The organism is Micromonospora sp. NPDC023966 (assembly GCF_040639095.1).
Classification (GTDB): domain Bacteria; phylum Actinomycetota; class Actinomycetes; order Mycobacteriales; family Micromonosporaceae; genus Micromonospora.
The window spans coordinates 419,829-444,503 of the sequence record NZ_JBEZZJ010000001.1; the positions used below are offsets into that span (position 1 = coordinate 419,829).

Genomic DNA, 24,675 nt, shown 5'->3' on the forward strand with positions numbered 1-24,675 from the left:
CGATCAGCGGATCTGCATACCGGAGATGGCTCGGGAGATGACCAACCGCTGGATCTCGGAGGTGCCTTCGAAGATGGTGTAGATCTTGGCGTCCCGGTACCACCGCTCGACCGGATGGTCGCGGAGGAAGCCGGCGCCGCCGAGGAGCTGGACGGCCTTGTCGGTGACCGAGACGGCCACCTCACCGGCCTTGAGCTTCGACATCGAGCCCTCGCCCGCGCTGAACGGCCGGTTGTTGCGACCCATCCAGGAGGCCCGCCAGACCAGCAGCCGGGCCGCGTCGATCTCCATCTTCATGTCGGCGAGCGCGAACGCGACCGCCTGGTTCTCGATGATCGGGCGTCCGAACTGGACCCGCTCCTTGGCGTAGTCGAGGGCGTACTCGTACGCGGCGCGGGCCACGCCGAGCGCCTGCGCGCCGACGGTCGGGCGGGACAGTTCGAACGTGCGCATCGCCGCCTGGCTGGAGGCGCGCTGGCCGGTGCGGGCCCGGGCGAGCCGCTCGTCGAGCGCCTCCTTGCCGCCGAGCAGGCAGCGCCCCGGCACCCGTACGTCGTCGAGGAAGACGTCGGCGGTGTGCGAGGCGCGCAGCCCGAGCTTGCGCAGCTTGCGGGTGGCGGTGAGCCCGGGCGTGCCCGGCGGCACGACGAACGCGGCCTGCCCCCGCGAGCCCAGTTCCGGCTCGATCGAGGCCGTCACCACGTGCACCCCGGCGATGCCGCCGTTGGTGGCGTACGCCTTCTGCCCGTTGAGCACCCACTCGTCGGTGGCCTCGTCGTAGACCGCGCGGGTCCGCATCGACCCGACGTCGGAGCCGGCCTCCGGCTCGGTGGTGCAGAACGCGGCGACGGCGGGCTGGTCGACGTCGCCGAAGCACTGCGGCACCCATTCGACGAGCTGGTCGGGGGTGCCGGCGCCGTAGATGGCGGCGACCGCCAGCGAGGTGCCGAAGATGCTCAGGCCGATCCCGGCGTCACCCCAGAACAGCTCCTCGCTGGCGATGGGGAGGGAGAGTCCGGTGGGGTCGGCCCAGCAGGTGGCGAGGAACTCGAAGCCGTACAGGCCGACCTTCGCGGCCTCCTGGATGACCGGCCAGGGAGTCTCCTCCCGGGCGTCCCACTCGGCCGCGGCCGGGCGCACGACCTCAGCGGCGAAGCCGTGCACCCAGTCGCGAAGGTCCCGCTGTTCCTCGTTCAGGTCGAGCGAGAACTCGGCCATCTCAAGCCTTGGGGATGTCGAACAGGTTGGCGATGTTGGCGGCGAGGCCCAGGTCGCCCTTGGCCTTCAGCTTGCCGGTCATGAACATCATGACCGGGTTGCCGCCACCGGAGACGATCTTCAGGAACTCGACCGGGCCCATGGTGAGGCTGAGCTTCGGGTCCCGAGCCGGGGTCTCCGAGGCGGTGCAGGTGCCGTTCTCGATGACGATCTCGTAGGTGTCGGTGCCACCGTCGGGGCGACCGGTGATGTTCCAGTGGATGACCGCGTTGGTGGAGCCGGCCCGGTCGGCCCGGAACAGCGTCGGCATCCGGTTGAAGACCTCGCTCAAGATCTTGCCGCGCAGGTCGCCGGACATCACCTCGGCGATCTTGTCGTCGGGGGTGGACTTGACCAGCTGCGCGAACTCCTTCGGGCCGACGTTCGCGAAGTTGGCCGGGTCGAAGTCACTCATGGGGGATGCACCTCTCGGGCGAGCCGACTTTGGTTACTCTGGCGTAACCCTACGCACGAGTAGGTATGCTCGCAAGGGTGTCCAGCACACCGACCTTCAAGCGCCTTCCTCGCGCCGTGCGCGAGCAGCAGATGCTCGACGCGGCGGTCAAGGTCTTCTCCCGCCGGGGCTTCCACGCCGCCAGCATGGACGAGATCGCCGAGGACGCGGGCATCTCCAAGCCGATGGTCTACGCCTACCTCGGCACGAAGGAAGAGCTCTTCGTCGCCTGCCTGCACCGGGAGGGCACCCGGATGATGGAGGCCATCGCCGGGGCGGCCGCTCCCGACCTGCCCGCCGACGAGCGGCTGTGGCGCGGGCTGCGCGCCTTCTTCGGTTTCGTCGGCGCGCACCGGGACGGCTGGGCGGTGCTCTACCGGCAGGCCCGCGGCTCCCAGCCGTTCGCCGCCGAGCTGGCCACCATGCGCGGCCGGCTGGTCGAGGTGGTCGCCGGGATGCTCGACCACGCGCTGCGCGCCAAGGGACGCGAGGTCGGCGCCACGGACCTGGAGGTCGTCGCGTACGCCCTGGTCGGCGCGACCGAGTCGCTGGCCGACTGGCTGGCCGACCACCCGGAGGCGGACCCGGAGAAGACCGCCACCCGGATGATGAACGTGGCCTGGCTCGGCGCCGACCAGCTGCTGCGCGGGATCACCTGGCGCCCAACGGCCGGCTGACCCGGCCCCGGGCCCAGCGCACCGCCTCCACGACCACGGTCAGGGTCAGCGCCAGCCCGAGCCCCACCAGCAGCCCGCGGACCGGGTCCCGCTCGAAGGCGAGCCCGCCCAGGTAGCCGACCAGCGCCGAGTAGACCCCCCAGGAGATCGCGGCCAGCGCGTCGAAGGCGAGGAACCGCCGCCGGGGAAAACGGGTCGCACCCATGGTCAGGGTGACGGCCGTCCGTCCACCGGGAACGTAGCGGGCCACGATCAGGATCAGGCCGCCGCGCGCCGCGATGCCCCGCCCGGCCCACTCCACCGCGGCCCGCCGCCGGCTGCCACGACCGCTCCGGCAGGGCACGTCCGACGCCGGGCCGCGATCCGCAACGGCCGCCGGGAGCCGGGCCAGCAGCCGGCCGCCGCCGTGCCGGCCGATCGCGTACGAGACGTGGTCGCCGGCGAACGCGCCCAGCGCGGCCACCGCGACCACCAGCGGCAGGTCGGGCTGGCCGGTGGCGGCGAACACCCCGGCGGTGATCACGGCGGTCTCGCTCGGCACCACCGGGAAGAAGCCGTCGACCACCGCGACGGCGAACAGCGCCAGGTAGACCCAGGGCGAGGACATGGTCTGGTGGAGCAGGTCGAGCACGGAATCCATGGCCCGATGCTGGTCGTGCCGCCCGTCCCCGCCATCTGCCGTCGGTCGACCGGCGGCGGTCACTTTCGTCGCGTCGTACCCCGACGGCCGTCAGGGTCGGCCCCCAACCCTCCCGGAGGTACGTCCCGGCGCGCGCCCGCGCGGCCTAGGCTCGCCGGGTGACCACCCGCGCCGCCCTGCTGCGGCGGGCCGAGCGGCACACGCCGCTCCTGCTCGCCGCGCTGGTGGCCGCCAGCACCTGGGCGTCGGCCACCGGCGCCCTGGGCGTCCGCTCGCCGCTGCCCCGCCTGCTGGTTCTGCTCGTGGCGCTGGTCTCGGGCGCCGCCGCCGTCGCGGCCCGCCGCTGGCCGCTGGTCGCCGCGGCGGCGGTCGGCTGGCTCGTCCTGGCCGCCTCCCCGGCCGCCGTCCTGGCCTCCTGGCGGGCGGGGGTCGCGCTGCGCGGCCGGCGCCTCGCCGCGTACCTGCTCGGTGCGGGAGTCGTCGCCCTGCTCGGGGTGGCCGTCGGCGTCGCGGTCGGCGGTGAGCGCCGGCTGACCACCGCCACCGGCGCCAACGCCGCGGTGCTCTTCGCCTGGGTGGTGGTCTTCCCGCTGGTCGCCGGCCTGTGGATCGGCGCCCGGCGGGACACCCTGGCCGCCCTGCGGGACCGCGCCGAGCGGCTGGAACGCGAGCAGGAGGCGCACGCCGACCGGGTGCGGGCCGAGGAGCGGGCCCGGATCGCCCGGGAGATGCACGACGTGGTGGCGCACCGGGTCTCGCTCATGGTGGTGCATGCCGGGGCGCTGGAGGTGACCGCCGCCGACCCGGCCACCGTCGAGGCGGCCACCCTGATCCGCTCCACCGGCCGGGCGGCCCTGACCGACCTGCGTGCGGTGCTCGGCGTGCTGCGCCAGCGGGCCGGCGACGGCAGCCCGCTTCCGCCCACGGGGCTGGACGCGGTCGACGAACTGGTCCGGGAGTCCCGGGCGGCCGGCCTGCGGGTGAACCGGCGGGACGAGGGGCCGCCCGGGCCGGTGCCCGGCGCGGTGGCCCGCACCGTGCACCGCGTGGTCCAGGAAGGGCTGACCAACGTGCGCAAGCACGCCTCGGACGCGGAGGTCACCGTCCACCTGCGGCACCTGCCCGACGGGATCGAGGTCGCCGTCCGCAACGGCCCGCCCACCCGGCCCGGCCCCGCCCTGCCCGGTGCCGGGCTCGGCCTGGTCGGGCTGCGCGAGCGGGTCGAGCTGGTCGGCGGGCGGCTGTCGGCCGGCCCGACCTCCGACGGCGGGTTCCTGCTGCGGGCGCTGGTACCGGTGGCGGACCGGCCATGATCCGTACCCTGATCGCCGACGACGAGCAACTGGTCCGCGCCGGCCTGCGGCTGATCCTGGAGGCCGCGCCGGACATCGTGGTGGTCGGCGAGGCGGCCGACGGGGCCGAGGCGCTGGTCGCCGCCGTCCGGCTGCGGCCTGACGTGGTGCTGCTGGACGTCCGCATGCCCGGCGCCGACGGGCTGACCGCCGCGCCCCGGATCGTCGCCGAGGGGCCGAAGGTCGTCATGCTCACCACGTTCGACCGGGACGAGTACGTGCACGCCGCGCTGCGCGCCGGCGCGGTCGGCTTCCTGCTCAAGGACACCCCGCCCCGGGAACTCGCGGCCGCCGTGCGGACCGTCGCGGCCGGCAACGCCATGCTCGCCCCGACGGTGACCCGGCGGCTGATCAGCTCGTTCGCCGACCGCGGCCCGGCCCGGCGGGAAGCCGCCCGGCAGCGGCTGGCCCGGCTCACCGACCGGGAGGCGGCGATCGTCCGGGAGGTGGCCCGGGGCGACGCGAACGCCGAGGTGGCCCGCCGGCTCGGCGCGAGCGAGGCGACCGTGAAGACGTACGTCAGCCGGGCGCTGGCCAAGCTCGGCGTGGCCAACCGGGTCCAGCTCGCCATCCTGGTCCACGACGCCGACCTGCTGGAGGAGTGAGAACCCGGGTCAGCGGCGCGCGGTGGCCCGGGCGCGAGCGCGGCGGCGGGCCCAGCGCGCGGCCTCGAAGAGGCCGGTGACCGCCACGGAGATGCCCACGCCGGCGAGCAGGCCCTGGGTCGGATTGTGCGCGAATGCCAGCCCGCCGAAGTAGCCGAGCAGCCCGCAGTAGATTCCCCAGCTGCCGCAGGCCAGCGCGTCGTACATGAGGAAGGAACGGGCCGGGTAGCGGACCGCGCCCATGGTCAGGGTGACGGCGGTCCGGCCGCCGGGCACGTACCGGGCGGTGGTCAGGATGATCCCGCCCCGCCGGTCGAGCGCGCGGTGGGCCCACTCGGAACCCGCCCGGCGCCGGCTGCCGGCGGGCAGCCGGGCCAGCCGCTGCGCGCCGCCGCCGCGCCCGATGGCGTACGAGACGTGGTCGCCGAGAAGCGCGCCGAACGCGGCGGCCACGATCACCCCGACCAGGTGCGGCTCCCCGCCGGCCGCGAAGACCCCGGCGGTGATCGCCACGGTCTCGCCCGGCACCGCCGGGAAGAACGCGTCGACCGCGGTGACCGCGATGATCACCAGGTACACCCACGGCGAGGTCGCCGTCTGGCGCAGCAGGTCGAGCAGGTCCTCCATGCCCCCATGCTCGGTGCTGCGGTGTCAGCGGGGAGCGGAAACGGCGCCCGCGAGGGCGGGGGCCTTGTCCTCGGCGGTCGGGCCGTGCGAGGTGAGCAGCACCGGCGCGCCCAGCTCGGCCGCCACGGCGGCCGGCCAGTCGGTGGGCGCCTCGTCGAGGACCGGGCGGGCCCGGAGCAGCCGCGCGGTGAGCGCGGCCTGGCGGTCCAGGTCGCCGGCCGGGCCGGGGGTGAGCCGGTCGACGGTGTCGTAGCGGCGGCAGATCCGCAGGCCCGGACCGGCCAGGTCGAGGTGGGTGAGGACCAGCCCGTCCACCCCGCCCGCCACGGCCAGCGCGTAGCGGTGGGCGACCGCGTCGAAGTGGCCGAACCGGAACCGGCCCTGCCAGGGGTTGGTCGGGTTGCGTGGATCGTCGAACGGCAGCGCCGGGTCCTCGGTGACCAGCGGCCCGGGGCCGTGCCGGGTGGTGGTCACCCGCAGCACGCCGAGCCGCTGCGCGGTGCCGGCCAGCCCGGCCTCGGCGAGCAGCGTCTCGGCGTTGGCGAAGGTGGTGGTGCTCCACGTGGTGTACGGGTGGAAGCCGTGCCACTCGTCCAGCAGCACCCCCTGCGCACCCTCGAAGACGCAGGTCCCGGCCCGCAGCGCCCCGGACAGCCAGGCCCGGTCGACGATCGCCACCCGGTCGGCGAAGCCGGCGTACGCGGGCAGGCAGTCCTCGACCGGCGGGGCGTCCAGCGGGCCCAGTTCGGCGGTGAGCCGGTCCCGCAGCGCGGTGAGGCGGCGGCGCAGCACCGCCGGGTGGTGGCAGTCCGCCACCCGGGGCGCCTCGTCGGGGTGGGCGAGGCCGTACGCGACGGCCTCGCCCACCCCCAGCCCGCAGGAGCCGTGCCGGTCGGCTCCCCGGGCGATCTCCCGCGCCCGGTTGGCGGCCCGGTGGTACGGGGTGGCCAGCAGCGCCTCCCCGTCCACGGTCAGCCGGTCGAGCGCGTCGGGCACCCCGACCGCCGTGAGGTGGTCGGCCTCGGCGGCCAGCGCCAGCGGGTCCACCACCACGTGCCGCGACAGGTGCGTCCGGACCCCGGGGCGGAACGTCCCGGCGCCGAACTGCGCGAACGTGTGGTGTCGTCCGTCGCGCAGCACGACGTTGTGCGCCGCCTGCGCGCCCCCGTTGAACCGGACCACCGTGTGCACCGGCCGGCTCGCGCAGAGCCAGTCGACGACGGTGCCCTTGCCGGCGTCGCCGTAGCCGAGGTCGATCACCATCACGTGCCTCACAGCCGGGTGACCCCGCTGCCGTCGGTCGGGGCGAACGGCAGCGTGTCCACCGCGCGCCGGCCGCCGCCCAGCGGGGCGAGCGCCCTGGAGACGGTCCGGCCGGCCGTGGAGCCGGCCCGGTCCAGGTCGCGCAGCCCGGCGTCCAGGTCGATGGCCTGCTCGCCGAGGCCGACGGTGAGCGCGATGGTCTCGCAGACCGCGTCCAGGTCGTCCAGCTCGACCGCGTGCTGCCCGAGCAGGTCGCGCCAGAAGTCGAGCACCGTGCGGTTGCCCGCGTACGCGCTGCCGGCCGGGAGCAGGTAGTAGGTGTCCCAGCGGCGGGTCACCTCGTCGACGATCTGCCGCAGCGGCACGTCCTCGCGCAGGTCGTCGCCGATCAGCCGGGCCACCTGCCGCCGATCCACCCGGGGGTAGGCCAGCTCGTCGCCGATCAGGAACAGGTAGCCGCGCCGGCCCCGCTTCGACCAGCTGTCGGTGACCGTGTGCCGGGCCATGAAGTACATGGCCAGCTCGTACGACTCGGTCATCTGGCCACCGCCGCCGCCCTCCAGCACGATCCGGCCGAGGTCGTCGTCCATCCGGTTGTCGGACTCGAACTGGCCGATCTGCAACGGCACCCGGTCGCAGGTGGCGTCGCCGATCGCGCCGAACATGACCTGCGGGTCGCGGGCGTAACCCTGGCGGAGCAGCAGGCCGAGCAGCTGCGGCAGCTTGCTCTGGAGCACCCGGGGGACGTGCCCCATCGAGCCCGTCACGTCGAAGAGCACCGCGATGGGCGTCGATTGCGGGTGCTCGTCGGAGTCACGGCTCTCCCGGGCCGCGCCGCGGGGATCGAGCGCGGGGTGCACGGTCCGCGCCCCGCTGTCGCTGTAGGAGAATGCGCTTGCGCCGGTGGCCCGCCGGTAGCGGTCGGCGGCGTCGTACACGTCGGTGGACCAGATTCCGCTGCCCATGGCAGCCTCCCTAGGGATTGAGGGTGAAGGGTCGGAAGGTGCGGGGTCCGAAGAGGCGGTCCAGCACCTCGTCCAGTTCGCCGAGCAGCCGCCAGGCGTCGTCGGGACGCGCGGCCAGCTTCGGGCGCCGGCAGCCGGCCGCGAAGGCGCGCAGCTCGCGCGGGGCCCGGTCGGCCATCAGCCAGGTCATGCAGCCCGCGGCCATGGCCAGGTCGGTGCCCGGGCCGGCGGAGCGCCGGGCGGTCACCTCGGCCGGGTACCAGGCCTCGTGGCCGGGCACCAGCGCCGGGACGGCGCCCTCGCCGACCACCGCGAAGCACCAGTCGACCAGGACCACGCCGTGCGCGTCCGGCTCGATCAGCACGTGCCGGGGAAGCACCGCGCCGTGCACCACCCCGGCCCGGTGGGCCAGGCCGAGGGCGACCAGCAGCCGCCGCCACATCCAGGCCGCGTCGCGCGGGTCCAGCCCGTCCGGGTACGCCCGCCGCACCTCGTCCAGGCTGTGCAGCCCCGGTGCCGTGGCCACCACGTTGACCAGCCGTTCGGCGCCGGTCGCCGGGTCCCGGGCCGGCAGGTGGTCGATGAGCCGGGGCACGTAGGGCAGGTGGCGCGGATCGCCCCGCTCGGCGATCAGCCGCAGGGCGCGTGCCTCGCGGGCCATCAGGTCGTTGTCGGCCGGGTCGCGGGGGAGCTTGAGCAACCGGTCCGCTCCGGCGTCGTGGAGGTCGGCCACGTCCCCGCGGTAGGCGAGTCGGCCGAGCGGGTAGCCCCGCAGGTTGCCGAGGCGGCCACCACGGCCGGCCCGCCAGCGGGCGGTGACCTCGCTGAGCGCGTCGCTCGCGGCGGCGCATACCCCCGGGTCGACCGCGCCGAGCCGGTCGGGGTGCAGGGCCGTGACCAGCTCGCGGTAGCGGCGGGCCGGCGCGTCGGTGCCGAACAGGTCGGCGTCGCCGCGCGCGGCGCTGACCAGCCGGATGGCCTCCTCGGTCCTCACCGCACCGTCTCCTCCCGGGCGGGGCGCAGCAGCGCCGGGTGGAGCAGCCGGGCGTCGCCGGCGCGGTAGAGCTTGGCCCGGGGCCCGCCGCGCGCCCCGCCGCGTTCGGTGCTGGCGCCGGTGCTCTCCACGAAGCCGGGCACGGAGAGCACCTTCCGGTGGAAGTTGCCGGCGTGCAGCGGGTGCCCCCAGACCGTCTCGAAGACGGCGCGCAGCTCGGTGATGGTGAACTCGGGTTCCAGGAAGCGGGTGGCCAGCGGGGTGTACTCCAGCTTGGAGCGGGCCCGCTCCAGCCCGTCATCGATGATCCGGCCGTGGTCGAAGGCGAGCTGCCGGCTGGTCAGCGCGGTCACCGGCAGCCAGATCGCGTCGTCGGCGTCGGTGTCGGCCACCGGGTCGGGCAGGTCGGGGGCGAAGGCCAGGTGGGCGACCGAGACGACCCGCAGCCGGGGGTCGCGGTCGGGCCCGCCGTAGGTGGCGAGCTGCTCCAGGTGGACCCGGCGCAGCCGCTCGCCGCCGAGGCCGGTCTCCTCGGCCAGCTCGCGGCGGGCGCCGGCGGCCAGGTCCTCGTCGGGACGGACGAAACCGCCGGGGAGCGCCCAGTGCCCCGCGTAGGGCGGGGCGGCCCGGCGGATCAGCAGCAGGTGCAGCGCGCCGTCGCGGATGGTCAGCGCGACCACGTCGACGGTGACGGCGACCGCCGGGTAGTCCCGGGGGTCGTACGCGGCGAGGAAGTCCTGCTCGTTCACGGCGTTCCGTCTCTCTCCTTCTGAGAATAACTCAATCTGAGAACAACTTAGCGCATGAAAGAGGGGACGCCAAGCCCCTCTTTTCTCAGCGGACGGTGCCCACCAGGTGCGGTCGGCCCTGCCGCGCGTCGTGCAGCGCGAAATCCCAGGCCGCACCGGAGGCGGTGGCGCTGGAGGCCACCGTGGACGGCAGCGGCACCGGCAGTTTGAACGCCACCTCCACCGTGTACGACTCCGGCAGCCGGCTCTCCAGCGCGGCCAGGCAGCGGGCCTTGCTCCACATGCCGTGGGCGATCGGGCGCCGGAAGCCGAACAGCCGCGCGCCCAGCCTCGAGGTGTGGATCGGGTTGTGGTCGCCGGAGACCCGGGCGTAGTCGGTCCCCACCCGTGGGGTCACCCGCCAGTGCGCCGAAGCGGCCGGCGGGGTCGGGCGGTCACCCGGGTCGCGCCGCGGGCCGCCGCCCGCCGTGCGCTCCCGCCCGAGGTACGTCGAGACGCCCCGCCACACCTCCGCGCCGCCGACCGAGCCGATCAGCACCACGTCGACCTGCCGGCCCCGCTCATGCGGGCGCAGGTTCTCGGCGTACGTGTGGAAGTCCACCGTCTCGCCGGCCTCGACCGGCCGGTGCACGGTGATCCGGTTCGCCACGTGCACCACGCCGGTCAGCGGGATGGGGAACTCCGGCGCGGTCATCAGCCGCAGCGACAGCGGAAAGCCCAGCACGTGCAGGTACGTCGCCGGCAGCCGGTCGGCCAGCCGGAACCCGCAGACCCGGTCGTAGTCGGCCAGGTGGGCCGGGTCGACCGTCACCCCGGTGACGCCCAGCTCCACCGCGGGCACGTCCTGCTGGCGCCGGCCGCCCATGCCGGGCAGCGCCCCCAGCAGGGCCCGCCGGTAGAGCGCCCCCGCCGCCGGCAGCCGCGGCAGGTCGAGGCGGACGCGCCCGGCCGGTTCGGTCGGCTCCGGAGCGGTCAGGGTGGCCGCGCCGCCCGACGTGGCCGCCGCGGCCGCGCGGGACGGGTCGCGGGTCCGGTCGTCGGCCAACGCGGACAGGTCCTGGGTGCGGTCGTCCGCCAGCGCGGACAGATCCCGGGTGCGGTCGCCGGCCAACGCGGACAGGTCCTGGGTGTGGTCGTCCGCCAGCGCGGACAGGTCCTGGGTCGCCTCGACCGACGGCTCCGGGGCGCCGCGCGCGGCGAGCGCCGCGCGGGCCGAGGTGAGGTCCTGGGTCGGACCGTCGATCAGCTCGTGCACCGACAGCTCCTCGGCCGGCTCCTCCGGCCGCTGCTTCCGCCGCGCCATCACGCCCCCAGCAGGCTCTGGCCGCAGACCCGGACCACGTTGCCGCTGACCGCGCCGCTCGCCGGCCAGGACAGCCAGCCGATCGTCTCGGCCACGTCCACCGGCAGGCCGCCCTGGGCGAGGCTGTTCATCCGCCGGCCCGCCTCGCGGATCATCAGCGGGATCCGGGCGGTCAGCCGGGTCTCGATGAACCCGGGCGCGACCGCGTTGAGGCTGATGCCCCGCTCGCGCAGCACCGGGGCGAGGGAGTCGACCAGGCCGATCACCCCCGCCTTGCTGGTCGCGTAGTTGGTCTGGCCCCGGTTGCCGGCGATGCCGGCGATCGAGGAGACCGAGACGATCCGGCCGCCGGCCGGGATGAGGTCGCGCTCCAGCAGCACGTCGTTGATCCGCTCCTGACTGGAGAGGTTCACGTCGATCACCGAGTCCCAGCGGTCGGCGTCCATCCGGCCGAGCGTCTTGTCCCGGGTGATGCCCGCGTTGTGCACCACCACGTCGACCCGGCCGTGCCGGCTCGCCAGGTGCTCGGCCAGCCGGGTCGGGGCGTCCGGCGCGGTCAGGTCGAGCTGCAGGGCGCTGCCGCCGACCTCGTTGGCGACGGTGGCCAGTTCGTCCCCGGCGGCCGGGATGTCCAGCGCGACGATCGTGGCGCCGTCCCGGGCGAGCACCCGGGCCAGGGCCGCGCCGATGCCCCGGGCGGCCCCGGTGACCAGGACGACCTGACCGTCCAACGGCCGGTCCCAGTCGGCCGGCGCGGCGGCGGTCCCGCCGCCGACCCGGATCACCTGGCCGGAGACGTAGGCGGACCGGCCGCTGAGCAGGAAGCGCAGGGTGGACTCGAGGCTGACCGGGGTGCCGGCGTCGCCGTCCCTCGTGACGTACACGAGCTGGGCCGTCACGCCCCGGCCGAACTCCTTGCCGATGCTGCGGGTCAGCCCCTCCAGCGCGCGCTGGGCGGTCGCCTCCCGGGGCGAGCCGCACTCGGCCGGCGGGGTGGCCAGCACGATCACCCGGCCGCTGGGCAGCACCGCCCGGGCCTGCGGGTGGAAGAAGTCGTAGAGCTGGCGCAGCCCGGTGGAGTCGGTGATGCCGCTGGCGTCGTACACCAGGGCGGCGAAGCGGGTGGTGGCGTCGGTGGTGGCGGCCGGGTCGGCCAGCTCGACCCCGGCGGCGGTCAGCGTCTTGCCCACCGGCTCGGCGAGCCGGCCGCCGGTCGACGAGCCGAGCAGGACCGGCCCGGGAACGAGCGGGTCGCCCGGCGTGTGCCGGCGGAGGCGAGGCGGGTCGGGCAGCCCGAGGCGCTTGACCAGCGCCCGGCCGGCCCCCGTCTGGACGAAGCTCGCGTACCTGTCGGTCATAGGCGTAGCCTACTGGCCAGTAGGGTTCGGGCAACAGCTTGAGGAGGCCGATCGTGCAGAGTGTCCGGCGGGTCGCGGTGATCGGCGGCAACCGCATCCCCTTCGCCCGGTCCAACTCCCGCTACGCGCACGCGTCCAACGCGGACATGCTCGGTGCGGCGCTGGACGGGCTGGTCGCCCGGTTCGGGCTGGCCGGGCAGCGGGTCGGCGAGGTCGTGGCCGGCGCCGTGCTGAAGCACTCCCGGGACTTCAACCTCACCCGCGAGGTGGTGCTCGGCTCCCGGCTCGACCCGCACACCCCGGCGTACGACATCCAGCAGGCCTGCGGCACCGGGCTGGAGGCCGCCATCCTGGTCGCCAACAAGATCGCCCTCGGGCAGATCGAGGTCGGCATCGCCGGCGGCGTCGACACCACCTCCGACGCGCCGTTGGCGGTCAACGAGGACCTGCGCCGGACCCTGATCCAGCTCAACTCCGCCCGGACCCTCGGCGAGCGGCTGAAGCTCGCCGCCAAGCTCCGCCCGCTCCAGCCGTTCAAGCCGGAGATCCCGCGCAACGCCGAACCCCGGACCGGGCTGTCGATGGGCGAGCACGCCGCGAAGACCGCGCTGCGCTGGAACGTCGAGGGGCAGGCCCAGGACGAGTTGGCGCTCCGCTCGCACCAGCGGCTCGCCGCCGCGTACGAGAAGGGGTTCTTCGACGACCTGATGACCCCCTACCTGGGGCTCACCCGCGACCAGAATCTCCGCCCGGACACCACCCTGGAGAAGCTCGGCTCGCTCAAGCCGGTCTTCGGCGCCAAGGGCCCGGACGCCGGGCAGGCCACCATGACCGCCGGCAACTCCTCGCCGCTCACCGACGGCGCGTCGACCGTGCTGCTGGCGTCGGAGGAGTGGGCGCGCGAGCACCACCTGCCGGTGCTGGCCTGGTTCTCCTGGTCCGAGACGGCGGCGGTCGACTTCGTGCACGGCGACGAGGGACTGCTGATGGCCCCCGCGTACGCGGTGCCCCGGATGCTGGCCCGCGCCGGGCTTACCCTCCAGGACTTCGACTACTACGAGATCCACGAGGCGTTCGCCTCGCAGGTGCTGGCCACCCTGGCCGCCTGGGAGTCGCCGGAGTTCTGCAAGGAGCGGCTCGGCCTGGACGCGCCGCTCGGTTCGATCGACCGCGAGCGGCTCAACGTCAACGGCTCCTCGCTGGCCGCCGGGCACCCGTTCGCGGCCACCGGCGGCCGGATCGTGGCGACCCTGGCCAAGCTCCTCGACCAGAAGGGGAGCGGGCGAGGGCTCATCTCCATCTGCGCGGCGGGCGGGCAGGGCGTGACGGCAATCCTGGAGCGCTGACCCCGAACAACCGACGCCCGCCCGGTTCGTGCCGGGCGGGCGTCGCTGGTCGTGCGGTGGGTCAGCTGCCGAGGGTGAACTTCTCCCACGGGCCGATCGCGGTGCGGTTGGCGATGAGCGGCTTCGCGCCGCCGCTCTCAGCAGTGACGTAGCGGCTGTTGACCGCTGCCTTGAGGCTGACCGTGCCGTCGGTGTTGCGGATCAGGGTGAACTTCTCCCAGGCGCCGACCGAGGTGCGGTTGGCGATCAGCGGCTTGGTGCCGGTGCCGTCCGCGCAGACGAAGAGGTTGTTCGCCCGGGCGAAGATGCCGATCTGACCGTTGCCGAGGTCGACCAGGTCGAACCGCTGCCCCGTCCCGACGCTGGTGCTGTTCGCGATCAGCGGCGTGGCGCCGGCGCTGTCCGCGGTGACGAAGCGGCTGTTCGCGCCGGCCTTGAGCGACCGGCCGGCATCCGTGGCGATCACCCGGTAGAACTTCTCCGCGGTGCCGATCGTGGTCGCCTGCGGCATCAGATGGAACGAGTAGGTGGAAGCGGCGCCCAGGTAGCGGTAGGTCGCCAGCGACTTGATGCTGACGCTGCCGTCGGTGTTCCGGACCACGGTGAACTTCTCGGGATCGCCGACCTTGAGGCTCGCCGTGGTCACGCCCGCACCGATGGTTGCAGCGGCGACGTACCGCCCGGTGGCCCGGGACACGATGGCGACGGCGCCGGAGCCGGCGTCCGCCAGGTCGAACTGCCCGGCCGCGGTCAGGCCCAACTGGTTCGCCTGGAGGCTCGGCCCGGTGGAGGACGGGGCGACGTACCGGAGGTTGCTGACCGCGAGCAGGCCGACCGTGGCGGTCCGGCGGAGGACGCTGACGAAATCCGTCCGGGTTCCCGACCTGCCGTCGGTGCCGATGACCTTGGTAGAGATCGTGTACTCGCCCGGATTGGCGTAGCGGTGCGAGACGACCGGCGAGGTCTGGGTGACGGTCGTGCCGTCGCCGAAGCTGAACTGGTACGACGTGATCGGGGGGTAGGTGCCGGGCTCGGACGCGGACGCGTCCACCGTCACGGAGCTCGCGGTGAGGTCCAGCCGGACGTCGGTGCGGGCGACCGGGCTGCGGATCGTCTCGACGGCGCCCCGGTCGGCGTACGTCACGGGGCCGGCGCCGGTGTTCGGTACCGCCGGGTCGTCGATCCGCTCCCTGCCGATCCGGTCGAGCGGCTGGTAGCCGGGGGCCGTCGAGTTCGCCGAGTCGAAGGCGTCCCGGACGTTCGCCGTCTCCCGGTCGTGCGCGGCCTGACCCGAGGCGGTGCGGAACGCGGGCAGGCTCATCCGCGTGCCGTTCCAGGCGTAGATCCTCGGCGAAGCGGACTCGTAGTGATCGGCGTTGTTGTAGTCGACCACGACGTCCCGGACCGCGTCGCCGTACACGCCCAGCTCCACGCCGGTGCCGCTGGAGCAGCTTCCCGGGCCGACGGCGCCGTTCGTGGTCAGGACGTTGTTCTGTACGGAGACCCCGGTGGAGGCCCCGTCGACCCGGATACCGTCGAGGCAGCGCTCCCGAACGGTGTTGTTGGTGATCGCCGTGCCGGTCGCGCCGCGGTTGTGGATGCCGTGACCGGGCCCTCCGTCGATCTGGTTGTTGACCACCAGCGCGCCGGACGCGCCGGGCTCGACCGCGACGGCGGTGCCGGTGAAGCCGCTGACGCGGTTGCCGAGGACGGTGTTGCGGGAGCCGGCGACCTGGATGCCCACGCTCTGGTCCTCGGTGCTGCTGGCGCTGCTCGTCACGTCGGTGTCCCAGACGTACACGTCGGTGCTGGCAGCGTCCATGGCGAGCCCGTTGGCGCGCCCCCGCACGGTGACGGTGAACTGCTTCAGAGCCGACGAGGTGACGCCGGCCAGCCGTACGGCGGGTGCCGTCGCGCCGTCCGCCATCGCGTAGCCCCCGCCCTGGACCTGGATGCCCGAGGAGTTGCGGATGTCGAGGGCGGGCAGGTCACCGCCCCCGTTGGCGCGAAGGTTCTGGAGCGTGACGTCGTGCTGGCCGTCGATGACGAAGCCGGCGTCCGGACCGATGAGGACCGCGCTGGCGCTGGCGAAGAAGACGATCGGCATGGACTCGGTGCCGGAACTGGTGATGGTGACCCGCTCGCGGTAGTTGCCGGCGCCGACGTCGACCCACTGCCCGTCGGTGACCGCGGCGGCGGCCGCCCCGATCGTGCAGAACGGCTGCGCCTGCGTGCCGGGGCCCTGATCCGAACAGGCGCTGGAGAGCTGCCTGACGTAGAGGGTCTCCCCCTCTGCCGCGTGCGCCGGCGCCGAGGTGGCCAGCAGGGTGCCGCCGGTCATCGCTAGGGCGGTGAGACCGGCGAGGGAGGATTTGCGCATGCGTGTCCTCGAGTGAGGGAAGAATGAGCCGACGGAGTCGGCGACAGTTGGATCAGATCCTGCCCCAACCTGACGGTCACCGGCCCACCCCTGCGACATATCGGACAGACTCGTCGAGGAGGACCTGGGCGGCGACCGGATCAGGGAGGTCGAGAGTGGACCGGCACCAGGTACGCGGAGCCCTGTTGGCGGCGGGACTGTCACCGGACGCCTTCGAGCTGGAGGACGTGCACGAGCACGTGCCGGTCCCGGCCGACTTCTGGTTCCTCCGCCACACCGCGGGCGGTGGCTGGGAGATCGGCCTCTACGAGCGTGGGGTGCGCGACGTTCGCGAGCACTTCGACACCGAGGAGGAAGCCTGCGCGGGGCTCTACCACGCACTCACCGGCCGCCCCGCCCCCTGAGCAACCCGAGGGGGGCCGGCTTACGTCCCTTGGCCATGAAGCGAGCAACGGGTTCCGCGGCGTGAACCGGCGCGACGAGGACGAGTTCCGCGAGTTCGTGGCCGCCCGGCTGGATCCGCTGCGCCGGACGGCGTACCTGCTCTGCCGGGACTGGCACACGGCGGACGACCTGGTGTCGATCACCGCCGGCCGGCTCTACCGGCACTGGCGGCGGGTGCGGGCGGCGGACAACGTCGACGCGTACGTCCGCGGGGTGCTGACCCACGCCTGGTTGGACGAGCGCCGGCGGCCGTGGCGTCGGGAACGCAGCAGCGACGACCTGCCCGACCAGCCGGACCCCGGAAGCGGGGAGCCGACGCTGGCCGACCGCGAGCTGCTCTGGGACCTGCTCGGCCGGCTCGCGCCACGGCGTCGGGCGGTGGTGGTGCTGCGCTTCTACTGCGACCTGTCGGTCGAGCAGACCGCGGAGATCCTCGGCGTCAGCACCGGGACGGTGAAGAGCCAGGCCGCCCGGGCGCTGGAGCACCTGCGCCTGCTCGCCGGGAACGAGATGGCCATGGAGTACGGGAGGCGAGCATGACCTACCAGCAGATCCTCGATGAAGCGATCGGCGCACCGCCGCCCCCGGCGATCGATCTCGATCAGATCATCGGGCGGGAGACGCGGCGGGCCCGGCGCCGCCGCACCGGGGCGTACGCGATGTCCGCCGCAGCCGTGCTCGCGGTCACGGTGGGCGGCGGCCTGGTCGTCACCGGCGGCCCGACCGCCACCGGCCCGGTGATCGCCGGGTCCCCTGGGACGAGCGTCGCCGAGCAGACGCCCGAGGCGCGGGTCAGGACCGCGATGCTGGCCGCGCTCGACCGCGCCGCGCCAGGGCTGCGGTGGCTGCCCGGGGGCGGGCGGGAGAACAACATGGCGGAGTGGTCGGGACCCGCCGTGGCCGAGCCGAGTTGGCCGGTCAACCGGTTCTCGCACCTGTCCGCGTCCGGGTGGATCGGCGCCGGGGTGGCGGTCCGGGGTGACGTCCGGGCCCGCCTCTCCATCGAGATCAGCAGGCCGAAGGCCGGCCAGCCGGCGGAGCCCGTGGGCTGCCGGGGACCCGAGCGGGCCTGCGGGACGTCACTCGGGCCGAACGGTGAGCGAATCAGGGTCATGGAGCTGGAGGCCCGGTACGAGGCTCCCGGCCAGCCGGTCATCCGCCCCGGCGACCGGACGGTCGACGTCTTCCGGCCGGACGGGACGCGGGTGCGCGTGGACGCTATGAGCCGTTCGGAGGAGTTCCTGCTCACCGCTGCGGAGATGACCGCCATCGCCCTGGACCCGGCGCTCTCCCTGCCCTGACGGGTCGGCCGGCTCGGGGTGACCGGAGTGCTGGTCGGCGCGTACGGGAGAATGGGGCCGTGACGATCCCGAACGTGCTCGCCAACCGCTACGCCTCGCCCGAGCTGGTCGCCCTCTGGTCGCCGGAGGAGAAGGTGCGTATGGAGCGGCGGCTCTGGCTCGCCGTGTTGAAGGCCCAGCGGGACCTCGGCGTGCCGGTGCCGGACGGGGTGGTCGAGGCGTACGAGCGGGTGGTCGACGACGTGGACCTGGCCTCGATCGCGGAGCGTGAGCGGGTCACCCGGCACGACGTGAAGGCCCGGATCGAGGAGTTCAGCGCGCTCGCCGGGCACGAGCACGTGCACAAGGGGATGACCTCCCGGGACCTCACCGAGAACGTCGAGCAGCTCCAGATCCGGGCCTCGTTGGAGCTGATCCGGGACCGGATCGTCGCCACCCTGGCCCGGCTGGCCTGGCACGCCCACGAATACTCCGGCCTGGTGATGACGGGCCGGTCGCACAACGTCGCCGCGCAGGCCACCACGCTGGGCAAGCGCTTCGCCTCCGCCGCGGAGGAGCTGCTTATCGCGTACGAGCGGCTGACCGACCTGATCGACCGCTACCCGCTGCGCGGCACCAAGGGGCCGGTGGGCACCGCCGCCGACCAGCTGGACCTCTTCGACGGCGACGCCGACCGGGTGGCCGAGCTGGAGCGCCGGGTCGCCGAGCACCTGGGCTTCGCCCGGGTGCTGGACAGCGTCGGCCAGGTCTACCCGCGCTCGCTGGACTTCGACGTGCTCTCGGCGCTGGCCCAGGTCGCCGCCGCGCCGTCGTCGCTGGCCACCACGATCCGGTTGATGGTCGGCCAGGAGCTGGTCACCGAGGGCTTCAAGCCGGGCCAGGTGGGCTCCAGCGCCATGCCGCACAAGATGAACACCCGCTCGTCGGAGCGGGTGAACGGCTTCGCGGTGATCATCCGGGGCTACCTGTCGATGGTCGGCGAGCTGGCCGGTGACCAGTGGAACGAGGGGGACGTCTCCTGCTCGGTCGTCCGCCGGGTGGCCCTGCCGGACGCCTTCTTCGCCGCCGACGGGCTGTTCCAGACGTTCCTCACCGTGCTCGACGAGTTCGGCCCGTACCCGGCGGTGATCAACCGCGAGCTGGAGCGCTTCCTGCCCTTCCTGGCCACCACCAAGATCCTCGTGGCGGCGGTGCGCCGGGGCGTCGGCCGGGAGGTCGCGCACGAGGTGATCAAGGAGCACGCGGTCGCCGTGGCGCTGGCCATGCGGGAGAAGGGCGCCCCCGAGAACGACCTCTTCGACCGCCTCGCCGCCGACGGTCGGCTGGGCCTGACCCGGGCCGAGATCGACGCCCTGGTCGCCGATCGCAACGCCTTCGTGGGCGCCGCCGGCGCCCAGGTCGACCGGGTGACCGCCCGCATCTCCGAGATCGTCCAGGCCCACCCGGAGGCCGCCGCCTACTCTCCGCCGCCCATCCTCTGACGGCAGGCCGTCAGGAGCCGGGGGTCGGGGTTTCGGCCGCGGTTCGGAGGTTGGGGGCGCTGGCCGGTTCGGCGATGCCGCCGGGGGCGGAGGCGATCTCCGGGTCGTGGGCGGTCTCGGCCGCGACCATCGGCTGGTCGGGCGGCATGACGTCGGGCATCTTGGGTACGACGATCACCGCCGTCCCGTATGCGCAGATCTCCATCCACATCTCACCGCAGTCCCGGCTGTCGAAGCGCATGCCGATCACCGCGTTCGCGCCGAGCCGCTGCGCCTCCTCGCCGAGCCGGGCCACCGAGTCCGTACGCCAGCGGGTCAGGTTGTCCGGCGCCATCGGGTCGTAGGCGCCACCGCGCAGGTTCTTGACCCCCTCGCGGTACGGGTTGCGGGTCCTCGCCATCGAGGAGACCACTTCCCCGAGGATCTGGCGGATCTCGTAGCCGGGCAGTTGATCCGTCGTCACGACCAGCACGCTTCCGATGCTGTCAGCCACCGGGCGGCCGGTTCGTGAGCCGTGTTCACCTGATCGGATGCTGCAAAACGGCGCGGCGCGGACGGTCGGGATGCCACCGACCCATCCGCGCCGCACCGGCGCTAACCGTCAGACACCGGCCACCGAGGTGATCCAGGCCCGGTTGTACGCGACACTGCCGTAGTTCTGAATGCTGGAGCCGTCGGCGGTGGAGGCCACGCCGACCTGCCGGCCGTTGTAGAACTGCGGGCCGCCCGAGTCGCCCCGCCAGGCGTTGCCGTTGATCCGGGTGCTGCGGATCGCCTGGCCACCGTAGGCGTCGGTGGCGTTGGTGCTGGTCACCTGCACGGTGGCGGTCTTGAGCTGGGGAGATGCGCCGCAGCCGCTGTAGCAGGTCATGCCCCAGCCGTAGATCGAGTTGGTGGAGCCGACCGGCGGGTTGCTGCTGGCCAGCGTCACGGCGGAGGTGCTGACCGCGCTGGAGAGCCGGAGCAGGGCCAGGTCGTAGCGGGTGTAGGAGGCGGAGACGGTGCGGGTGACCCCGCCCGAGGCGTAGTAGACGCTGCCGACCCGGACCGACATCGAGCCGCTGACACAGTGCCGGGCGGTGAGCACCCACTGGGACGCGATCACGCTGCCGGAACACGTGAAGGAGCCGTTGCTGAACACGGCGGCTGCCCACGGGGCGGACGAGACGGTGCTGCCGCCGATGATCGGCTGCGGGCCGGCCGGTGCGGCGGCGGCGCCGGAGGCGGTGGCCAGCACGCCGGCGAGGGCGGTGGTCAGCACGGCGAGCAGGGGACGGAGACGCATGTCGGGGACTCCTTCTGCGGGGGGGGCCCGGGATCGCCGGGCAGATCGTGGTGCCGCCGGGCGGGGTGGACCCAGCGGCGGGAGCCGATGAGTTCATCGACGTCGGACGATGCATGCTAAGGGTGGGCGGATGTTCGTCACAAGAGTTAAATCGAAATCAAGCGATGTTACGCACCGGTCGGGGCCGGTCCGCCGCCCCGCCTGTCGGAAACCGGTCCGACCGCCGGCGCGGTGCGGCGAAATGCCAGGTGAGAGCCCTTCCGCCCCGACCTGGCCGCCACGCCGGGCAACGAATTCGTATCGACGCCGCAACGAACGCGCATCGGCCCTCCGTCCCCGCAGGCGGTCACGCCGATCACTGCCTGACCCGGCCCCGGCCGGTTCGGGCGGGACGGTATCTGCCAGGTAGGCTGGCTCCGCTCGCCCGTTGTGGGCCGGCACCCAACTGCGTACACAGTCAGGAGTGCCCCGTGCCTCGCGTCGTCGTCGACGTCATGCTCAAGCCCGAGATCCTCGATCCTCAGGGCCAGGCCGTCGCAAACGCGCTGCCCCGGCTCGGCGTCAGCGACGTCGCCTCGGTCCGGATCGGCAGGCGGATCGAGATCGAGTTCACCGGTGAACCGGACCTGGACCGGGCCCGGGAGATCGCCGACAAGCTGCTCGCCAACCCGGTCATCGAGGACTTCACCGTCCGCCTGGTCGAGGCCGACGAGACCGCGGACGCCCGCTCGTGACCGCCCGGGTCGGTGTGGTGACGTTCCCCGGCTCGCTCGACGACGGGGACGCGGCCCGGGCCGTCCGGATCGCCGGCGCCGAACCGGTCCGGCTCTGGCACGGCGACCCGGACCTGCACGGGGTGGACGCGGTCGTCCTGCCCGGCGGCTTCTCCTACGGTGACTACCTGCGCTGCGGCGCGATCGCCCGGTTCGCCCCGGTGATGGAGACGATCGTCGACGCCGCCCGCGGCGGCCTGCCGGTGCTCGGCATCTGCAACGGCTTCCAGATCCTCTGCGAGGCCCACCTGCTGCCCGGCGCGCTCACCCGCAACCAGCACCTGCACTTCCGCAACCGGGACCAGGTCCTCCGGATCGAGGCCGTCGGCACCGCCTGGACGAACACGTTCCAGCCGGGCCAGGAGGTGCTCGTCCCGGTCAAGAACGGCGAGGGCTGCTACGTCGCCGACCCGGCGACCCTGGACCGGCTGGAGGCCGAGGGCCGCGTCGTCGCCCGTTACGTCGGCGGCAACCCCAACGGATCGCAGCGCGACATCGCCGCGATCACCAACGACGCCGGCAACGTGGTCGGCATCATGCCGCATCCCGAGCACGCGGTGGAGGAGCTCACCGGCCCCTCCCTGGACGGTCTCGGCTTCTTCACCTCGGTGCTCAAGCACCTGGTGGGAGCCCCGGCGTGACCGTACGCGGCGGCATCATCGGTCGGCTCACCCGCCGCCACGGCGGCGAGCGCAGCGAGGAGAGGTCATGACCACCCATCCGGACCCGGCCCTGCGGGAGACGCCGGGCGTGGTGCCGCAGGCCGGCCCCGCCGACGAGTGGGCCCTCGGTGTGGACACCGTGCCCCGGGCCGCCGGCACGTCCGAGGAGCTCCAGCCCTACGCCGAGCTGGGCCTCCGCGACGACGAGTACGACCGGATCCGGCACATCCTCGGCCGCCGGCCGACCCAGGCCGAGCTGGCCATGTACTCGATCATGTGGAGCGAGCACTGCTCCTACAAGTCGAGCAAGGTGCACCTGCGCCAGTTCGGCGAGAAGGCCCCGCCGAGCGACCGGCTGCTGGCCGGCATCGGCGAGAACGCCGGCGTGGTCCAGGTCTCCGACGAGCTGGCGGTGACCTTCAAGGTCGAGTCGCACAACCACCCGAGCTTCGTCGAGCCGTACCAGGGCGCGGCGACCGGCGTGGGCGGCATCGTCCGGGACATCCTCGCCATGGGCGCCCGCCCGGTGGCCGTGATGGACCCGCTGCGCTTCGGCGCGGCCGACCACCCGGACACCGCCCGGGTGCTGCCCGGCGTGGTGGCCGGCGTCGGCGGCTACGGCAACTGCCTCGGCCTGCCCAACATCGGCGGCGAGCTCGTCTTCGATCCCAGCTACCAGGGCAACCCGCTGCTCAACGCGCTCTGCCTCGGCGTGCTGCCAGTGTCCCGGCTGCAGAACAAGGCCGCAGCCGGGCCGGGCAACGTCGTGGTGCTGATGGGCGCCAAGACCGGCCGGGACGGCATCGGCGGCGTGTCGGTGCTCGCCAGCGCCACCTTCGACGAGGGCAGCGAGCAGCGCCGCCCGGCCGTTCAGGTGGGTGACCCGTTCACCGAGAAGCTGCTCATCGAGGCGTGCCTCGAGCTGTACGACGCCGAGCTGGTCGTCGGCATCCAGGACCTCGGCGGCGCCGGCCTGACCTGCGCGCTGACCGAGACGGCCGCCGCGGCCGGCACCGGCATGCGGGTCTGGCTTGAGCGGGTGCCGCTGCGCGAGCCCTCGATGGAGCCGCACGAGATCCTGGCCAGCGAGTCCCAGGAGCGGATGCTGCTGGTGGTCACGCCGGACAAGCTGGAGGCGGTGCTCAAGACCGCCGAGAAGTGGGGCGTGCTCGCCACCGCGATCGGTGAGGTCACCGCGCCGTCGCCGGACGGCCAGCCGGGCCGCCTGCTGATCACCTGGCGCGACCAGCTGGTGGTGGACGTGCCGCCGGGCTCGCTGGTCGACGACGGCCCGGTCTACGCCCGCCCGATGCGCGAGCCGGCCGACCTGATCCTGCTCCAGGCCGACCGGGCCGAGACGCTGCCCCGGCCGAGCACCCCGGAGGCGCTCCGGGAGACCCTGCTCCGCATGATCGCGTCGCCGAACCTGGCCGACAAGACCTGGGTCACCGAGCAGTACGACCGGTACGTCCTGGGCAACACCGTGCTGGCCCAGCCGGAGGACTCCGGCGTGATCCGGATCGACGAGCGGACCGGCCTCGGCGTCGCCCTCTCCGTCGACGGCAACGGCCGGTACGCGCGCCTCGACCCGTACCACGGGACGAAGCTGGCACTGGCCGAGGCGTACCGGAACGTGGCGGTGACCGGCGCCAAGCCGATCGCCGTGACCAACTGCCTCAACTTCGGCTCGCCGGAGGACCCGGGCGTGATGTGGCAGTTCGCCGAGGCCGTCCGCGGCCTGGCGGACGGCTGCCTGGAGCTGGGCATCCCGGTGACCGGCGGCAACGTCAGCTTCTACAACCAGACGGGCGCGGCGCCCATCCACCCGACCCCGGTGGTCGGCGTGCTGGGCGTGCTGGACAACGTCGCGGACCGGGTGCCGATGGGCTTCGTGCCGCGGCCGGCCGGCGACCACGACCAGCTCTTCCTGCTGGGCGAGACGCACGTCGAGCTCTCCGGCTCCGAGTGGGCCTGGGTGACCCACGAGCACCTCGGCGGCATCCCGCCGCAGGTCGACCTCGCCCGCGAGCGGCAGCTCGCCGAGCTGCTCGCCGACGCGGCCCGGGTCGGGCACCTCAGCTCCGCGCACGACCTCTCCGACGGTGGTCTCGCCCAGAGCCTGGTCGAGTCGAGCCTGCGGCGCGGGGTCGGCGCCCGGGTCGTGCTGCCGGAGCACTTCGCCGACGGCTCGATGCCTTTCGTCTTCCTGTTCAGCGAGTCCGCCGGCCGCGTGCTGGTGTCGGTGCCGCGCGGGCGCGAGAAGGCGTTCACCGCCCTCTGCGCCGAGCGCGGGGTGCCGTGGGAGTTCATCGGGGTCACCGACCCGGCCGGCGGCGCCCTGGAGGTGCACGGCCAGTTCCGGATCGGCCTCGACGAGCTGCGCGAGGCGCACACCGCCACCCTGCCGCGCCTCTTCGGCGGCGCGGAGGCGGCCCGGGTGGAGGTGGAGGCCACCCGCACCGGGACCACCACCGTCCTGCCGGCCACCGCCGAGCAGCCGGTCGACGTCGACCCGGCCGAGGTCGACGCCGAGCCGATCGCGCGGGCCGGCTCCGCCGCAGCGGAGACCGGGACCGAGGCGACCGTGCCCGCGGAGGTGACGGACGCTCCGGTGACCGACGACCCGGCGGACGAGGCTCCGGAGGCCGCAGCCACCACGACCGACGGTTCCGAGGACGGGTCCGGCCCGGACGGCTCCGCGACGGCCACCGGTGACCCGGACCAGCGCCCGGCCCCGGATCAGCGCTGAGGCCCTGGCC

At 73.9% G+C, this 24,675-nt stretch carries 24 protein-coding genes; 11 read left to right on the forward strand and 13 right to left on the reverse strand.

The window, feature by feature from the left end:
* Positions 1–3: 3 nt before the first annotated feature.
* Both AB0F68_RS01990 and AB0F68_RS01995 read right to left on the reverse strand, forming a co-directional pair.
* The gene (locus AB0F68_RS01990; RefSeq protein ID WP_357332172.1) at positions 4–1,218 is read right to left on the reverse strand and encodes an acyl-CoA dehydrogenase family protein; all 1,215 of its coding nucleotides are present in this window, start codon (positions 1,216–1,218) and stop codon (positions 4–6) included.
* Position 1,219: 1 nt separating this feature from the next.
* Positions 1,220–1,672, reverse strand: a complete 453-nt coding sequence (locus tag AB0F68_RS01995; RefSeq protein ID WP_357332174.1) for an SCP2 sterol-binding domain-containing protein — start codon at positions 1,670–1,672, stop codon at positions 1,220–1,222.
* Positions 1,673–1,749: 77 nt separating this feature from the next.
* Here AB0F68_RS01995 and AB0F68_RS02000 point away from each other — a divergent pair, with 77 nt between their 5' ends.
* The gene (locus tag AB0F68_RS02000; protein WP_357332176.1) at positions 1,750–2,388 is read left to right on the forward strand and encodes a TetR/AcrR family transcriptional regulator; all 639 of its coding nucleotides are present in this window, start codon (positions 1,750–1,752) and stop codon (positions 2,386–2,388) included.
* Here AB0F68_RS02000 and AB0F68_RS02005 read toward each other — a convergent pair.
* Positions 2,363–3,028: a DedA family protein gene (locus AB0F68_RS02005; protein WP_357332178.1), complete on the reverse strand. Its 666-nt coding sequence runs from the start codon at positions 3,026–3,028 to the stop codon at positions 2,363–2,365. The genes AB0F68_RS02000 and AB0F68_RS02005 overlap by 26 nt on opposite strands.
* A 158-nt stretch (positions 3,029–3,186) precedes the next feature.
* On the opposite strand from AB0F68_RS02005, the gene AB0F68_RS02010 reads away from it, so the two are divergent.
* On the forward strand, positions 3,187–4,341 hold the full coding sequence (locus tag AB0F68_RS02010; protein WP_357332180.1) for a histidine kinase: 1,155 nt from the start codon (positions 3,187–3,189) through the stop codon (positions 4,339–4,341).
* Positions 4,338–4,985 (forward strand): response regulator transcription factor, encoded by a 648-nt coding sequence (locus AB0F68_RS02015; protein WP_357332182.1) that lies wholly within the window; start codon positions 4,338–4,340, stop codon positions 4,983–4,985. The genes AB0F68_RS02010 and AB0F68_RS02015 overlap by 4 nt, the downstream gene beginning before the upstream one ends.
* Positions 4,986–4,994: 9 nt before the next feature.
* Here the strand turns inward: AB0F68_RS02015 and AB0F68_RS02020 are convergent, their stop codons facing one another.
* The 7 genes from AB0F68_RS02020 to AB0F68_RS02050 form a co-directional block, all read right to left on the reverse strand.
* Positions 4,995–5,612 (reverse strand): DedA family protein, encoded by a 618-nt coding sequence (locus AB0F68_RS02020; protein WP_357332184.1) that lies wholly within the window; start codon positions 5,610–5,612, stop codon positions 4,995–4,997.
* A gap of 24 nt (positions 5,613–5,636) precedes the next feature.
* Entirely contained in the window at positions 5,637–6,887 is a 1,251-nt protein-coding gene (locus AB0F68_RS02025; protein WP_357332186.1) for an adenylosuccinate synthetase, read from the reverse strand.
* On the reverse strand, positions 6,884–7,840 hold the full coding sequence (locus AB0F68_RS02030; RefSeq protein WP_357332188.1) for a hypothetical protein: 957 nt from the start codon (positions 7,838–7,840) through the stop codon (positions 6,884–6,886). The genes AB0F68_RS02025 and AB0F68_RS02030 overlap by 4 nt, the downstream gene beginning before the upstream one ends.
* A gap of 10 nt (positions 7,841–7,850) precedes the next feature.
* Positions 7,851–8,834, reverse strand: a complete 984-nt coding sequence (locus AB0F68_RS02035) for a serine/threonine protein kinase (protein ID WP_357332190.1) — start codon at positions 8,832–8,834, stop codon at positions 7,851–7,853.
* Positions 8,831–9,583 (reverse strand): NUDIX domain-containing protein, encoded by a 753-nt coding sequence (locus AB0F68_RS02040; protein WP_357332192.1) that lies wholly within the window; start codon positions 9,581–9,583, stop codon positions 8,831–8,833. The genes AB0F68_RS02035 and AB0F68_RS02040 overlap by 4 nt, the downstream gene beginning before the upstream one ends.
* Positions 9,584–9,668: 85 nt before the next feature.
* On the reverse strand, positions 9,669–10,559 hold the full coding sequence (locus tag AB0F68_RS02045) for a MaoC/PaaZ C-terminal domain-containing protein (RefSeq protein ID WP_357332867.1): 891 nt from the start codon (positions 10,557–10,559) through the stop codon (positions 9,669–9,671).
* A gap of 326 nt (positions 10,560–10,885) precedes the next feature.
* Positions 10,886–12,244 carry a 3-oxoacyl-ACP reductase gene (locus tag AB0F68_RS02050; RefSeq protein ID WP_357332194.1) on the reverse strand — a complete coding sequence of 453 codons (1,359 nt, stop codon included), beginning with the start codon at positions 12,242–12,244 and terminating at the stop codon, positions 10,886–10,888.
* A 53-nt stretch (positions 12,245–12,297) separates the two neighbouring features.
* On the opposite strand from AB0F68_RS02050, the gene AB0F68_RS02055 reads away from it, so the two are divergent.
* The gene (locus AB0F68_RS02055; RefSeq protein WP_357332196.1) at positions 12,298–13,590 is read left to right on the forward strand and encodes an acetyl-CoA C-acetyltransferase; all 1,293 of its coding nucleotides are present in this window, start codon (positions 12,298–12,300) and stop codon (positions 13,588–13,590) included.
* Positions 13,591–13,651: 61 nt separating this feature from the next.
* On the opposite strand, the gene AB0F68_RS02060 is transcribed toward AB0F68_RS02055, so the two are convergent.
* A complete protein-coding gene (locus AB0F68_RS02060) occupies positions 13,652–15,970 on the reverse strand; it encodes a PKD domain-containing protein (RefSeq protein WP_357332198.1) in 2,319 nt (772 codons plus the stop codon).
* Positions 15,971–16,125: 155 nt separating this feature from the next.
* On the opposite strand from AB0F68_RS02060, the gene AB0F68_RS02065 reads away from it, so the two are divergent.
* The 4 genes from AB0F68_RS02065 to purB all read left to right on the forward strand — a co-directional run bounded on the left by AB0F68_RS02065 (position 16,126) and on the right by purB (position 19,196).
* Complete coding sequence (locus AB0F68_RS02065) at positions 16,126–16,374, forward strand: hypothetical protein (protein WP_357332200.1); 249 nt, start codon at positions 16,126–16,128, stop codon at positions 16,372–16,374.
* Positions 16,375–16,435: 61 nt separating this feature from the next.
* Complete coding sequence (locus AB0F68_RS02070; RefSeq protein WP_355664689.1) at positions 16,436–16,954, forward strand: SigE family RNA polymerase sigma factor; 519 nt, start codon at positions 16,436–16,438, stop codon at positions 16,952–16,954.
* Positions 16,951–17,715 (forward strand): hypothetical protein, encoded by a 765-nt coding sequence (locus tag AB0F68_RS02075; RefSeq protein WP_357332203.1) that lies wholly within the window; start codon positions 16,951–16,953, stop codon positions 17,713–17,715. Before AB0F68_RS02070 ends, AB0F68_RS02075 begins: the two co-directional genes overlap by 4 nt.
* A 59-nt stretch (positions 17,716–17,774) precedes the next feature.
* The gene (purB, locus tag AB0F68_RS02080; RefSeq protein WP_357332205.1) at positions 17,775–19,196 is read left to right on the forward strand and encodes an adenylosuccinate lyase; all 1,422 of its coding nucleotides are present in this window, start codon (positions 17,775–17,777) and stop codon (positions 19,194–19,196) included.
* A 10-nt stretch (positions 19,197–19,206) separates the two neighbouring features.
* Here purB and AB0F68_RS02085 read toward each other — a convergent pair whose 3' ends face one another.
* Both AB0F68_RS02085 and AB0F68_RS02090 read right to left on the reverse strand, forming a co-directional pair.
* A complete protein-coding gene (locus tag AB0F68_RS02085; protein ID WP_357332207.1) occupies positions 19,207–19,668 on the reverse strand; it encodes a YbjQ family protein in 462 nt (153 codons plus the stop codon).
* A gap of 129 nt (positions 19,669–19,797) precedes the next feature.
* Positions 19,798–20,481, reverse strand: coding sequence for a DUF1986 domain-containing protein (locus tag AB0F68_RS02090; RefSeq protein ID WP_357332209.1), 684 nt, complete (start codon positions 20,479–20,481; stop codon positions 19,798–19,800).
* A gap of 470 nt (positions 20,482–20,951) precedes the next feature.
* On the opposite strand from AB0F68_RS02090, the gene purS reads away from it, so the two are divergent.
* From purS to purL, 3 genes are all read left to right on the forward strand, one after another.
* Entirely contained in the window at positions 20,952–21,215 is a 264-nt protein-coding gene (gene purS, locus AB0F68_RS02095) for a phosphoribosylformylglycinamidine synthase subunit PurS (protein ID WP_030332194.1), read from the forward strand.
* Positions 21,212–21,895, forward strand: coding sequence for a phosphoribosylformylglycinamidine synthase subunit PurQ (purQ, locus tag AB0F68_RS02100; protein WP_357332211.1), 684 nt, complete (start codon positions 21,212–21,214; stop codon positions 21,893–21,895). The genes purS and purQ overlap by 4 nt, the downstream gene beginning before the upstream one ends.
* A 67-nt stretch (positions 21,896–21,962) precedes the next feature.
* Positions 21,963–24,665, forward strand: coding sequence for a phosphoribosylformylglycinamidine synthase subunit PurL (purL, locus tag AB0F68_RS02105; RefSeq protein ID WP_357332213.1), 2,703 nt, complete (start codon positions 21,963–21,965; stop codon positions 24,663–24,665).
* Positions 24,666–24,675 lie beyond the last annotated feature (10 nt).

Excerpts from the sequence above, each read along its gene's own strand:
- AB0F68_RS02005 (WP_357332178.1), bottom strand. The coding sequence starts at position 3,028 with ATGGATTCCGTGCTCGACCTGCTCCACCAGACCATGTCCTCGCCCTGG.
- AB0F68_RS02090 (WP_357332209.1), bottom strand. The coding sequence starts at position 20,481 with ATGCGTCTCCGTCCCCTGCTCGCCGTGCTGACCACCGCCCTCGCCGGC.
- AB0F68_RS02060 (WP_357332198.1), bottom strand. The coding sequence starts at position 15,970 with ATGCGCAAATCCTCCCTCGCCGGTCTCACCGCCCTAGCGATGACCGGC.
- AB0F68_RS01990 (WP_357332172.1), bottom strand. The coding sequence starts at position 1,218 with ATGGCCGAGTTCTCGCTCGACCTGAACGAGGAACAGCGGGACCTTCGC.
- AB0F68_RS02030 (WP_357332188.1), bottom strand. The coding sequence starts at position 7,840 with ATGGGCAGCGGAATCTGGTCCACCGACGTGTACGACGCCGCCGACCGC.
- AB0F68_RS02020 (WP_357332184.1), bottom strand. The coding sequence starts at position 5,612 with ATGGAGGACCTGCTCGACCTGCTGCGCCAGACGGCGACCTCGCCGTGG.
- AB0F68_RS02075 (WP_357332203.1), top strand. The coding sequence starts at position 16,951 with ATGACCTACCAGCAGATCCTCGATGAAGCGATCGGCGCACCGCCGCCC.
- AB0F68_RS02015 (WP_357332182.1), top strand. The coding sequence starts at position 4,338 with ATGATCCGTACCCTGATCGCCGACGACGAGCAACTGGTCCGCGCCGGC.
- AB0F68_RS02050 (WP_357332194.1), bottom strand. The coding sequence starts at position 12,244 with ATGACCGACAGGTACGCGAGCTTCGTCCAGACGGGGGCCGGCCGGGCG.
- purL (WP_357332213.1), top strand. The coding sequence starts at position 21,963 with ATGACCACCCATCCGGACCCGGCCCTGCGGGAGACGCCGGGCGTGGTG.
- AB0F68_RS01995 (WP_357332174.1), bottom strand. The coding sequence starts at position 1,672 with ATGAGTGACTTCGACCCGGCCAACTTCGCGAACGTCGGCCCGAAGGAG.